Annotated in this window: 5 protein-coding genes; 3 read left to right on the forward strand and 2 right to left on the reverse strand. The window is 36.8% G+C overall.

Annotation, left to right across the window (positions count from 1 at the left end):
• Positions 1-3 precede the first annotated feature (3 nt).
• From GSM42_RS14610 to GSM42_RS14620, 3 genes are all read left to right on the forward strand, one after another.
• Entirely contained in the window at positions 4-7,647 is a 7,644-nt protein-coding gene (locus tag GSM42_RS14610) for a non-ribosomal peptide synthetase (RefSeq protein ID WP_160802281.1), read from the forward strand.
• Between the two features lies 1 nt (position 7,648).
• Entirely contained in the window at positions 7,649-11,470 is a 3,822-nt protein-coding gene (locus tag GSM42_RS14615) for a non-ribosomal peptide synthetase (protein ID WP_160802282.1), read from the forward strand.
• Between the two features lie 93 nt (positions 11,471-11,563).
• On the forward strand, positions 11,564-12,187 hold the full coding sequence (locus tag GSM42_RS14620) for a DUF4291 domain-containing protein (protein WP_160802283.1): 624 nt from the start codon (positions 11,564-11,566) through the stop codon (positions 12,185-12,187).
• A gap of 52 nt (positions 12,188-12,239) precedes the next feature.
• Here GSM42_RS14620 and GSM42_RS14625 read toward each other — a convergent pair whose 3' ends face one another.
• Together GSM42_RS14625 and GSM42_RS14630 are read right to left on the reverse strand one after the other, a co-directional pair.
• A complete protein-coding gene (locus tag GSM42_RS14625; RefSeq protein ID WP_160802284.1) occupies positions 12,240-12,533 on the reverse strand; it encodes a hypothetical protein in 294 nt (97 codons plus the stop codon).
• Between the two features lie 169 nt (positions 12,534-12,702).
• A complete protein-coding gene (locus GSM42_RS14630) occupies positions 12,703-13,962 on the reverse strand; it encodes a helix-turn-helix domain-containing protein (RefSeq protein ID WP_160802285.1) in 1,260 nt (419 codons plus the stop codon).
• Positions 13,963-14,057 lie beyond the last annotated feature (95 nt).

A 14,057-nucleotide genomic window follows, 5' to 3' on the forward strand; every position in this document is an offset into this window, starting at 1 on the left:
TATATGGCAACCGAGGTAAAAGTGGAAAAGATTTATTCTTTATCGCCAATGCAAGAGGGAATGCTTTATCACTCCCTAATGGATGAGCAAAAAGAAACTTATTTTCAACAGATTTCTTTTTCCATTCAAGGCGATTTTAACGTTGATAGATTTAGTAAGAGTGTACAGATAATGATTAATAAACATGATATCTTACGAACTAATTTTATTTATTATAATATGGACAAACCGCGGCAAGTAGTACTAAACCATCGTGAAGTTCAAGTATATAGGGAAGATCTATCACACCTCTCTGTCAAAAAAGCAGAGAAAGTAATGGAATCTTATGAACTGCAAGACAGAAAAAAAGGATTTGATTTGAAGAGTGAACTTCTCATGCGTTTTGGAGTTTTTCAATTAGAAAAAAATCATCATCGAATTGTTTGGAGTTTCCATCATATCCTAATGGATGGTTGGAGTTTGGGGATTTTTCTGAAAGATTTATTTACAATATATTTTTCTAGTAAAGCAGAGATACCAGAAGGAAGACCATATATCGAGTTTATCAATGGTCTTAAAAAATTTCCTCAACAAGAAGCAGAGGACCATTGGATGGAATATTTAAAGGGTTATGATGATTTATCTATCTTTCCAAGAAATAATAGAAAGGTTATATCTGCAAACTATCAACAAATTCAATTTTCTATTGGAGAAGAACAAACATCAGCATTAACAAATATGAGTAAACAGTACCAGCTAACAACCAACAATGTTTTTCAAGCTATTTGGGCGATATTATTACAGCGGTACAGCAATCAGGATGATGTGGTATTTGGCTCTGTAACCTCTGGTAGATCTCTTGTAGAGGGTATGGAAAATACGTTAGGACTATTTATAAATACTATTCCAGTTCGGGTTAGGGAATTTCAGGATTCTTTTGTAAATCTGGCAACCAAATTGCAGCAACAAGCACCTATCTCAGAAAAGTTTAGCTATTGTCCATTGTATAAAATGCAAAAACGCCAAAGTCAGCAAGATTTATTTGATCACATAGTAGTATTTGAGAATTACCCATTGGATGAAGAAATTCAACACTTATGGGAGGAACAGGATCAAGGATTGTCGATTCATAATGTACAGATTTTTGAGCAAACCAATTATCCATTGACATTGGTGATTCACCCAGGGAAAACATGGAATATTAAAATGATCTATGATGAGAGCATTTTTCATCACTCCTTTATCTTACAAATGGAAACCCATCTAAAAAGAATCATAGAATCGGTTTTATCTCAACCAAAAATGCAAGTGAATCAAATCGATATTTGGAACGAGGAAGAAAGATATTCAATCAGTCAGAAATGGAATGGTACGAGGAAAGCTTATCCAAAAGAAAAATTGGTACAGGAATGGTTTGAAGAGCAAGTTGAAAAGACACCAGACGAATTAGCTGTTGTTTATAAAGAAAAATCGCTTACGTATCAAGCACTAAACAAAAGAGCAAATGGATTAGCGCATATATTGAGAGAACAAGGAATAAAACCAAATGATCGTGTTGGTTTATTGGTTGACCGATCTGTCGATATGGTTATTGGGGTCTTAGCTATTTTAAAATCTGGTGGATCATATGTACCAATTGACCCCATTTATCCCAAAGAGCGCATTGCATATATGTTGGAAGATAGTGGTGTAAAATGGGTGTTAAGCCATGATTCTATCATTAAAAATTTATCGATCAAGCTTTCATGGATTGACATGGAGAAGTTTGATCATCATTATGCTAACATAACCAATTTACAACTCATCAATCAATCTTCCAACTTAGCATATGTGATTTATACTTCGGGTACCACTGGGAAACCAAAAGGGGTGATGATGGAGCATCAGCAATTGATCAATTTGCTCTATGATCAGATTACTCGTGACCAAGTACCATTTTACAAAAACGTGCTACAATTTAGCTCGATCGGATTTGATGTGGGCTTTCAAGAGATTTTCTCTACGCTTTTATCTGGGGGTACTCTGTTTATTTGTAGCCAAACATTAAAACAAGATGTGCAGAAGCTGCTCCAATACGTAGACACCAATGATATTTCAGTTGTTTTTTGTCCTGTAACTTATCTAAAAGCAGTTGCTAGTTTTATAGATGATGAGGAGACTGTTTTTCCATCGGTATGTCAACATATCATTGTCGCTGGAGAACAATTGGTAGTTCCTTTGCCTATCAAAAGAATGATTGAACAAGGACGAATCTGTGTCCATAATCATTATGGTCCTTCCGAAACCCATGTTGTGACCACGTATTCCTTGGATTGTTCCCAGAATTGTTTGGATACGCCTCCGATCGGTAAACCAATTGCTAATACAAAAATCTATATTTTAAATGAAAAGCTCCAACCACAGCCAGAGGGAGTAGCTGGAGAGCTGTTTGTAGCAGGCGACTCTGTTAGTAGAGGATATATGAATAAACCGAATTCGACAGAAGAAAAATTTTTACCCAGTCCTTTTATAGCAGGAGAACGAATGTATCGAACAGGAGATCTCGCTCGGTATTTACCTGATGGAAATATCGAATTTTTGGGGCGAAAAGATACACAAGTAAAAATCAGGGGTTATCGGATAGAGTTAGGGGAAATCGAATCAACTATTTTACAATATCATGGTGTAAAAGATACTACTGTTCAGTATGAGACACCACTTCATGGTGAGGGTTATCTTTGTGCTTATGTAGTCTGGAACCAATCTGCAGCTACAGATAAATTGAGACAGTACTTAAAACAAAGACTGCCATCGTTTATGATTCCAGCTTTTATTACGTCTGTGAAAAGCATCGCAACAAATGCAAATGGAAAAGTGGATCGCAGTGCACTCCCAAAGATGAATCTGTCTAGTTTACAGCAAGAATATGTGGAACCTACTACGGAGTTAGAAATTCAATTGACAGAAATTTGGAGTCAGATCCTAGGTATTGAGCAAATAGGAATCATGGATTCATTCTTCGAATTGGGCGGACATTCTTTGAAAGCAATTCAACTGGTGTCCAAAATAAAGAAGAAGTTGCAAACGGATGTTACAATCAAAGCTATTTTCGAAAATCCAACGATTCAGCAATTAGCTGTATATTTACGACATAAAGAGTATCGCAGGTTTCAAGCTATAGAACCAGCTTCCTTTCAATCGCACTACCCAGTCTCATCAGCACAAAAAAGGATGTTTATTTTACAACAATTGGAGCCTGATGCAACTCACTACCATATGAGTGGAATGGTTGTACTGGAAGGGAAATTGGATCACAAACGATTGGAAAATGCGTTTCAAACCGTTATTGACAGGCATGAATCTCTCCGAACATCTTTTGAAATTTTGGATAATGAGCCTGTCCAAATTATCCATTCAAACATAGATTTTCATTTGCCTTTGAGAAAAGGGAGTGTTGAGGAATCCAACCAGTGGGTTGCTGATTTTATCCAGCCATTTGATTTAAGTAATCCGTGTTTGTTGCGTGCGGAAATTTTTCAAACAACCAACAGAAAGTTTTTGTTGTTGGTAGATATGCATCATATTATTGCTGATGGTGTTTCTATCGACATTTTGCTTGAGGAATTAACAATGGTTTACCGTGGATCAAATCTTCCAAAATTGAAAATACAATACAAAGATTATTCCGTATGGCAACAAGAATGGATGAAATCAGAGGAGTTTCTGCACCAAGAGAAGTTTTGGCTGCAATACTTCCAAGGAGATATCCCTTTACTAGAATTACCCACTGATTTTAACCGGCCAGAAATACAGACATACAAAGGAGATCGTTTTTGTTTTACATTTAATGAAGAACAAACACAAGCGATCAAACAGTTAGCGGTGAGAACTGGTACAACTTCTTTTATCATTCTTTTCACTGCGTATAACATTTTATTATCAAAATACACCAGACAAATGGATGTAGTTGTAGGTACACCTGTTTTAGGCAGAAGTCATGAAGATGTTGGATCAGTATTAGGAATGTTTGTCAATACTTTGGCATTACGAAATCAATTAAAACACGATGAACGTGCAATTGATCTGATTCAAAAAACAAAAGCAAATGCTTTGTCTGCATTTGATCATGGTGATTATCCTTTCGAAATGCTAATCGAGAAATTAACATTGGATCGAGGTAAGGGTCGAAGTCCATTGTTCCAAGTATTATTTTCTATGCCACATATAAACCGTGATCTTTTTCAATTAGATGGGATAACAGCCCAGTTTCAAGAAGTACAACGAGACATCTCTAAATTTGATTTGAGTTTATTTGTAGAGGAAGACAAGAACACGTACCGATGCCAATTTGAATACAATACCAGTTTATTTCGTTCTGACACAATAGAGCGAATGATGGGGCATTATATGCAAATTGTAAAACAAATTATTTTACAGCCTGAGATAAAACTAGATGAATTAGATATGTTAACACCAGAAGAGAAGCAACGAATTTTTTACACATGGAATGATACAAATGTAGACTACCCAGACCAGCAGTCCATTGTTGATTTGTTTTTAGAGCAAGTGGAGAAAACACCGACTAATACTGCTCTGTCCTTTAAGGGGCAAGAAATAACTTATCTAGATCTGGATGCAAAGGTAAATCAATTTGCGCACTTCCTCCTACAAGAGGGAATTCAGCCGGGAGATCACATTGCAATCATTTTGGAACGATCACCTGATGTGATCATAAGTATGTTGGCCATTCTAAAAGTTGGAGCAGTGTATGTTCCGATAGAACCTAACTATCCAATCGAACAAATAACATATATGTTAAAGGACAGCCATGTGAGCCTAGTCCTTAGTTGCGAGTCTTTGCGAACTAAGTTACGGGTGTCGAATCGGGTTAATTGGTTGGATGTAGAAAAATGTGTGGAAGCAGAGGGAGAGGTTTGCAGCTATTTCTCTCCAGAGATTCAACCTGATAGTGTAAGTTATATTATGTACACTTCGGGAACAACAGGAAAGCCAAAAGGAGTGGAAGTAACACACAGAGGGGTTATACGCTTAGTAAAAGGGGCTAATTATACAGATTTTAGAGAAGATAACGTTTTTTTGCAGCTAGCACCAGTTGCTTTTGACGCTTCTACATTTGAAATCTGGGGGAGCCTTCTTCATGGTGCAAAGTTAGTCATTATGCCAGATGGGCATCCTTCTTTGGAAGAGATTGCTGCTGAGTTGAAAAGACAAAAAGTTACCACATTGTGGTTAACAGCTGGTCTATTTAAATTAATGGTTGATTACCAATTACCTAGTTTATTGGGATTAAACCAATTGCTTGTCGGTGGAGATGTTGTCTCCGTTTCTCATGTGCAAAGAGTGTTAGCCAAAGGAAATGTACAAGTGATTAATGGCTATGGACCTACGGAGAATACAACTTTTAGTTGTTGTTATGCGATACCACAGGATTGGAACGCGAATGAACTCTTACCGATTGGTCGACCGATCAGCAATACAAAAGTGTATATACTCGATCAGTTTGGCCAACCTGCTCCGGTCGGAGTCAGAGGTGAGCTTTATGTAGGTGGAGCAGGCTTAGCAAGAGGTTACCATGGGAAACTAAATTGGACAAAAGCAAGATTTCATCCTTCTCCTATTGCCCCTCATGAAAGGTTGTATCAGACAGGAGACTTAGGGTACTACCTACCAGATGGAAATATCGCTTTTTCCGGCAGGGTTGATACACAAGTAAAAGTACGGGGGCATCGAATTGAACTAGGCGAAATAGAATCTGTACTGCTTAAACAACCCAATGTAAAGGACATAGTGGTATGTGCTTGGAAGGATGATCGGGATGAAACGTATCTTTGTGCCTATGTGATAGCGGATGAGAAAAATGTTATACCCACTTTACAAAAGGTAGCGGAACAAAAACTACCTTCTCATATGGTTCCTGCATTTTTCCTCCCAATGGATCATCTTCCTCTTACATCTAATGGGAAAATAGACCGAAAATCACTTCCAAAGCCAAATGCATCCACACAGCAGCGAGAGTATGTTCCTCCAGCAACGAAACAAGAAAAGCAATTGGCTCGGATTTGGCAGTATGTATTGGGCTTGGGAAGAGTAGGAGTGACAGATCATTTCTTTGAACTAGGTGGAGATTCGATTAAAGCTATTCAAATCGCTGCGATGTTACAAAAAGAGAATAAGAAACTAAGTATCCATCACTTGTTTCATGCACCAACGATTCAAAAATTAATTCCATTTCTCGAAGATGTGAACCAACAAATTGATCAACATCCTGTGGAAGGAAAAGCTCCTTTGACACCTATTCAAATGGAATTTTTTAACCAAAATGGATCGATTGTCCATCATTTTAACCAATCAGTCCTTTTATTTCATCAAAAACCTATTCAAACAAGCGATTTACACCAAGTTTTTACCAAGTTAGTAGAACACCATGATGCACTTCGAATGAATTTTTATCAAGTAAATGGCCAATGGTTCCAAGTGAATCATTCTATGCATGATGCAGTTTTTCAAATATGTACCGTTGACTTGAGGAAAGATAAAAACCCTCTTGTACGTATGGAAAAATGGGCGAATCAAATCCAACGCAGTCTTCATATCACCAAAGGACCGCTCATGCGCATTGGGCATTTTATCACAGATGAAGGTGATTATGTCCTGTGGGTGTTGCATCATCTTGTGGTGGACGGTGTGTCTTGGCGTATCTTAGTAGAAGATTTTCAACATGTATACCAACAAATCAGAAAAAAAGACCACATGCAATTGCCAGCTAAGACCACATCCTACTTGGATTGGGCTAAGCGTTTAAACTCCTATGCAACAACTTACAAAATGAGAAAGGAAATACCCTATTGGGAGAAAATAGAGCAAATGGAGTTAATGAAATTACCCAAAGATCATTTCATTTCAGAAAGCATGATGGAAGATTCAACAGAAGTTTCTTTTACTCTAACGAATCATCAAACAAATCAGTTATTGAGTCAGATTCATCATGCGTATCAGACAGAGATAAATGATATTTTGTTAACTGCTTTAGGTTTGGCTCTAAAAAAATGGACAAGGTTCAATCGAGTTGGTTTCGTTTTAGAAGGTCATGGGAGAGAAGACATTGGAGAAGATTGTGTGTTAAATCGTACTGTCGGATGGTTTACCAGTTGTTTTCCTGTTCTCTTGGAATTAACAGATTCTGATGATGTTGGTTACACCATAAAAGAAGTGAAAGAAACACTTCGACGAATTCCAAAGCGTGGAATAGGTTACGGGATACTCCAGTACCTGACGAAGAGAGAAAAGCCAAGCAATACCCCAGAAGTACGATTTAACTATTTGGGACAGTTTGGGCAACAGAAGGAAAATAGCCAATTTACTTTTTCGTCCCTACCATCCGGGCAGCTACAGAACCCAAAAATGAAGCGTACTTACACACTCGAGCTAAATGCGGTGGTGGTAAATGATACGTTTACGCTAAATCTTCAGTATAGCAATAAGGAATATAAGAAGGAGACGATATTGGCATTTTTAGATCTACTTCAGCATCAATTGAAAAGTGTAATGAATCACTGTCTTCAACAAAGTAAGACCCAACGAACTCCAAGTGACCTAGGAAATGCAAATCTTTCCTTACAAGATTTTCAATATATTGAAGAAATATTTTCGTTGAAAGGGGAGATGTAAGTTGAATTTACAAAATCGTATAGAGAGAATATATGATTTATCACCAATGCAGGAGGGAATGCTCTATCATTCCCTCTCTCTCTCGAATAAAGAGACTTATTTTGAGCAAATTGGTTTTACGTTGAAGGGCAATGTAGATGTTACGATCTTTGAACAAAGTTTACAAATACTTGTAAATAGACATGATATTCTCCGTACCAATTTTGTTTATCAAAATATTGAAAAGCCCCAACAAGTTGTCTTTCAGCAAAAAACAATTCCTGTCTTCTATCGAGATCTATCTACTGAATCAGATAGACATGAAATCATCAAAGACTATGAGACTTTAGATCGTCAAAAAGGTTTTCATTTGACCAAAGATGATTTAATGCGTTTTGCAATCTTTCAATTGGATAAAAATACGATTCATATCATATGGAGTTTTCATCACATCCTGCTTGATGGATGGAGTTGGGGAGTCGTAATGAAAGAGTTGTTGTTCATTTACCACGCAAAAATGAGTGGTCAAGCTTTTCACTTACCAGAACCAAAAGCTTATATTCGATTTATTGATTGGTTAAAAGAACAAGATCAGCATGAAGCACTGAATTATTGGAATCAATACCTCATGGACTATACGGAACGAGCAATGCTGCCGATAAAATCAGCACCATCCCTTCAAGAAACTGACTTTCAACAAATCCAATTCCATTTGGGTGAAGAGTTATCAGATCGATTAAACGAGTATGCGAAAAAAAATCATCTGACGTTAAATACTGTCTTTCGAGCTATATGGGGAATTTTGGTGCAACAATATACCAATCAGCAGGACATTTTATTTGGGACAGTAGTATCTGGTAGATCTGCACTTTTAGAAGGAATCGAGAGTATGGTAGGTTTGTTTATTAACACGATACCTGTACGCATAACAAGCGCTGATCATTCATTTTTGGAATTGACAAACCAATTGCATGAAGAATACTCGGCCGCTGAAAAATACAGTTATTGTCCACTCTATGAAATACAAAATCAAACATCTCATAAACAAGACCTACTGGATCATATTGTTGTATTTGAAAATTATCCATTGGATCAAGAAGTACAAAATATACTTCATGGAGAAGATAGATTTTTACAGATGAGTAAGATGACTGCTTTTGAAAGAACAAACTATCCAATCACTGTGATTGTTATTCCTGATCGCTCTATCGCAGTGAAAATGATGTATGACAGATCCAAATACGATACGGAGTTTATCTGTCAAATAGAAAGCCACCTAAAGGTAATTGCTCAAAAAGTGCTTGCCAATCCTTTTCTTAGTATAAAAGAAATGGACTTATTACCAGAAAATCAAAAGGAGATGCTGCAACTCTGGAACACAACAAACGAAGAATGCCCCACTAATAAATTGATTCATCAATGGTTTGAAGAGCAAGTAGAAAAAACTCCAGATAAAGTTGCTGTCGTTTGTCAAAAGGATCAACTTACGTATCGACAACTTAACAAGAGGGCAAATCAAATCGCACAAGTGTTACGAGTGGAAGGTATAGGTCCAGATGACCGTGTTGGTTTGATGTTGGAACGTTCGGTAGACATGATTGTGGGAATACTAGCCATCTTAAAATCTGGTGGGGCATATGTCCCAATTGACTTGGCATATCCAAAGGACCGTATCAACAATATGTTAATAAACAGCAAAGCAAAGTGCGTGTTGAGCCAATTCGCCGTGATAGAAAAATTTCATGGATTACAAATGGACTTACCTTGGATTGATATAAAAGAGAAAAAGTATAAAGAATACACAACAAGAAATTTACTCCCGATTCAAAAATCTAATCATCTTGCTTATGTTATTTATACATCAGGAACTACAGGAACCCCAAAAGGAGTAATGTTGGAACACCGAAATCTAGTGAATTTGCTACATTATCAATTACATAAAACGGATGTCTGTTTTGCTCAAAACGTAATGCAATACCAAAGCATTGGATTTGATGTTTCTTTTCAGGAGATATTTACAACTCTTTTGTCAGGTGGCCAACTTCATATTGTCCCAGAAGAAATAAGAAGAGACGGCAGTGCACTACTACAGATGATAAGCCGTCATCATATATCTGTTGCCTATTTCCCAGTTGCACTCCTAAAACATATATTTGAATACCAAGAAAATATTTGGCCGGACTGTTTACAACACTTAATAACTGCTGGAGAACAACTAATGGTTACTCCATCATTAAAAAAGTTTTTGCAGACTAAAAAAGTCTCTCTGCATAATCATTACGGACCATCGGAGACTCATGTGGTCAGTACATATACTGTTTTGCCAGAGAGTGAATTTTTGGAAATTCCTCCTATTGGAAAACCAATCGCAAATAATCAAATGTACATTTTAGATCAAAATGGAAAGCAACAACCAATTGGTACATTAGGCGAGTTGTATTTAGCTGGGGCAAATGTAGGTAGAGGGTACTTAGGAAATGAAGCATTAACAGCAGATAAATTTCTTGTAAACCCATTTGATAGAAATACAAAAATGTATCGCACAGGTGATATAGCAAGGTGGATGTCGGATGGGAACATCGAGTATCATGGACGAGTAGACCAACAAGTAAAAATACGTGGACATCGCGTTGAATTAGGAGAAATTGAAGGAACGATCTTGTTATATCCAAACATAACAGATGTGACCGTGTTAGCTATTAGTACCTCCAAACAATCTTCCAGCTTATGTGCTTATGTAGTATCAAAGCAACCAGTGGAAAAAAACAAACTAAAAGCATTCATCCAGCAAATGTTACCATCATACATGGTTCCAACGTATGTGGCACAGGTAGAACAAATTCCTACCAATCAAAATGGAAAAGTCGATCGTATGGCATTGCCAAAACCTATTATTTCACAAAGTAAAGAAAAGCCCCAGTCAGAACTAGAATGTCAATTAGTAGAATTGTGGGAGGATGTCTTGGGGATAGAAAATATTGGAGTTACAGATGATTTTTTTGCGATTGGTGGACATTCGTTGCATGCGATATCCCTTATGAGTAAGATGCAAAAAACTTTTCAAGCAGCTTTTACCCCGCGTCTGTTATTTCAGAAACCAACGATACGACAATTAGCCACACATATTTTTAGTAAAGAACAAGATGAAATGCCAATGACTATATTGCATAACTCAGGTGAAAAATGCATCTTTTGTTTTCCACCTATTACAGGGTACGGGATGGTCTTCGCTGAATTGGCTAGATTGGTCGGTATGTATACGTTTGTGGGATTTGACTTTATCGATGAGAAGAATCAGGTTGACCTATATTGCGACATGATCCTCAAGCTGCAAAAAGAAGGCCCACACATTTTACTGGGTTACTCAGCTGGAGGTCCGTTAGCATTTGAAGTTGCAAAAATGTTAGAACAAAGAGGGTTTGAGGTATCTGATGTCATCATAATGGATGCTGAGCCTCGAAAAAAGGAATTTATTCACGGTGAAATAGAATTACAGGAAACAGCGCAACAAGCAACTGATTATTTTACTTCCCACGCGCGTTTTCATCACTACTTTGATGAGGTGGCAAAAAAAGATTTAGCCCAAATGATAACCAAATATCTGCGTTATTGGAATAACCTAAGGACAACTGGAACCATTGAGGCTACGATTCATCAAATTATTGCAGAAGATGTAGCCAAAGATCGTGTCCACTGGACCCGTTTTTCTCCCTATTCTCATTTTTACCATGGTAAAGGAAAACATGATGAGATGTTGTTGGAAGAAAATCTAGCACATTTAGTACAGATTGTAAAAGGGATATTATCCTCCACGTCAGCAAAGACTGCCCAGTACAGTATATAAAAGCTTTCCCTTCGATTGCATATATCGGAGGGATTTTATTATATTCTTCTCCTCTTATTCGAGATACAATAAAATTTGTGAGGAGTGGGAGCCATGAGTTTTATTACACCAACAAATTACATAGAACAAAAGAAACAATGGCCAGAAAGAGGTAAACACATTTTAGCTACCTATGACGAAAATTCGATTATCATGTATCAAGCATATAATCCAAAGATAGGTATCTACGCAGCACAGAATCAAAAGTTCGGTGGCGATTTCTCCATGAACCGAATGACTTGGATTAAACCTAACTTTTTGTGGATGATGTATCGATCTGGATGGGGGACGAAAGTAAATCAAGAAGTAACATTAGCCATACGATTGAAACGAGACGGTTTTGAACAAATCTTGAGATCAGCAGTACATAGTAGTTATCAATCTTTGTATGGGACCGAAGAAAACTGGAAACAAGCCGTAAAAGAATCTACCGTTCGCCTTCAATGGGATCCTGATCATGATCCATTTGGGAGAAAGGAGGAGAGAAAAGCGATTCAGTTGGGATTAAGAGGGGAAAGCTTAAAGCGTTATGTCAGCGAGTGGATTATCGAGATAGAGGATATTTCTTCGTTTGTAGCAGAGCAACGTCAGATCCTTCAAGAGCACAATCTATCAAAATTGATGGTGCCAAGTGAAACGGTTTTTCAACCTATCTATAAATCTTCTGCGTTAGATTAGTCATGATGAGAGGTCTGGATGATGACGAATCATCATCCAGCTCGATATTCTCCTACGAAAGTAGCTCTATCAATTCCTTAGGTGTTGCTTGCTCAAAAAATTCGATGGGAAAACTCATACTACCTCTAACCATGTCAATAACTTTTCGATAATCCGTTCTCTTGAGTACGTTTCGATCTGTTTTCTCTATAACGTGCAAGAGTCGATCAGCATCTGTAATGTGTTTATTAGTTAGAAAAACGCGGGCAGTAGCAGTAAATCGGATGAGCTCAAAGCATTTAAATTCTGGCTTTTTTGTTATTTCATTCAACACATTTTCAAGTTCCTTTTTTGTTCTGCCAGCCATTGATAGCTCCTTATGTATGTCACGCGGAGAATTCTATTCTATTATAAGATAACGGTATGGTATTTCTAAACAACAAAATAGCCATTCCCGTTGTATTTTAAAGGAAATGGCTAAGTTTTTCATCAATCCCCAGATGGATGAGTCCCATAAAGCATGGAGAGACCTCCTTTCAGGATATCTTTGCATTTGAAAAATATTGTTTGGAGTATTTAAGATAATTATCGTAGTCTTCCAGCTGAAGATATACTTGGGCAAGTCCAGACAGAGTTTGTAATTTAGTCGGTTGGTCTATTGCATTCTGTAGTATTTGCATGTAGTACTGTATTGCCTCATTGTAATTCATATTAAGTTGAAAGGTTTTTGCGAGTTGTAACATGGTTTTGGTGTATTCTAACATGTTATTTTGTTTTTTCGCAATACGAACGGTTTTCTGTAAGACTTTTTGAGAAAGAGAGTATTTTTGTTGTTCTTGATAGAGAATGCCTAATTGCAAATATGCTTGAAGAACCAACTGATGTCTTTTGGTTATGCTGTCTTCTAAGCTGATTGCTGTTAAAAGACATTTTTCAGCATGGCGAGCATAGTTTCTGTTTTTGTATATATGAGAAAGGGTGATATATAGTTCCAGTTGTCTTTCGTAGTTATTATTGATATGAGCTAGTTCCAGCCCTTTTTTTGCACAAGCAAATGCTTCCTCATACATTTTGATTTCAAGATTTAATTCTGCTTGAAAATCATAAATTCCTATAACCGTATCCATGTTAAGATCAAAGGAATCTACCTTGATCTGACTGATAGTTTTCAATGCTTCCTCTGTTCTGCCTAAATTGTATAAATAGATCGACCGATTGGATAACAATGTCGTGTGAAGATATTTGCGTTCTCCATTTAACACAAAAGAAGATATTCCTTCGTTTGTAAAATGAAGAGCTTGTTCGTATTGGTTTTTACGAAAAGCAATGATTGCTAGGTGGTTAAGACAGTATGGTTTTAAATTTGTTTTCTCGCTGTCAATTTCTTTTTCTAAGTTTTTTAGGCATTCTTTAAAAAATGTAGTTGATTTTTCATCCTGATTTAGCTTAAAGTAACAACGACCCTTCAGAAAATCGAGAATCGCTCCTTGGTATTTATTTTGGAGTTGATTTATTTTTTTTAGTACAGAATTAGGACTTCGGTTTATTTTATTTTCGAGCGAGAGTAAATCAAGATATTTTTCTTCTTTCTCTTCTTGTTCTTGTTGGGTTAACTCATAAAGATGGATATCTAACTTTCTTAGCAAGTAATTGATTTTAGCCGGATTTTTGGATAGTCCTCTCTCAATTGCAGAAAGTGTTGCTCTTGGTATATATTCATCAGCAAGGTCATCTAATGTCATACGGCGTTCTTTTCGAACTTTGCGAATATAAGATCCAATTTTAGGGATATCCATGTTATTCCACCTCTGATTGGAACATTTATTATAATAATCTATAAATTATGATTCGTTGTCAATTCGAGAATTATCGACTGTTATGAGAAAATAAC

Source organism: Shimazuella alba (assembly GCF_009831235.1).
GTDB lineage: Bacteria > Bacillota > Bacilli > Thermoactinomycetales > Thermoactinomycetaceae > Shimazuella > Shimazuella alba.

What these genes read in the sequence shown, in the direction of transcription:
- GSM42_RS14610 (WP_160802281.1), top strand. Translation starts at nt 4, where the DNA reads ATGGCAACCGAGGTAAAAGTGGAAAAGATTTATTCTTTATCGCCAATG.
- GSM42_RS14620 (WP_160802283.1), top strand. Translation starts at nt 11,564, where the DNA reads ATGAGTTTTATTACACCAACAAATTACATAGAACAAAAGAAACAATGG.
- GSM42_RS14630 (WP_160802285.1), bottom strand. Translation starts at nt 13,962, where the DNA reads ATGGATATCCCTAAAATTGGATCTTATATTCGCAAAGTTCGAAAAGAA.
- GSM42_RS14625 (WP_160802284.1), bottom strand. Translation starts at nt 12,533, where the DNA reads ATGGCTGGCAGAACAAAAAAGGAACTTGAAAATGTGTTGAATGAAATA.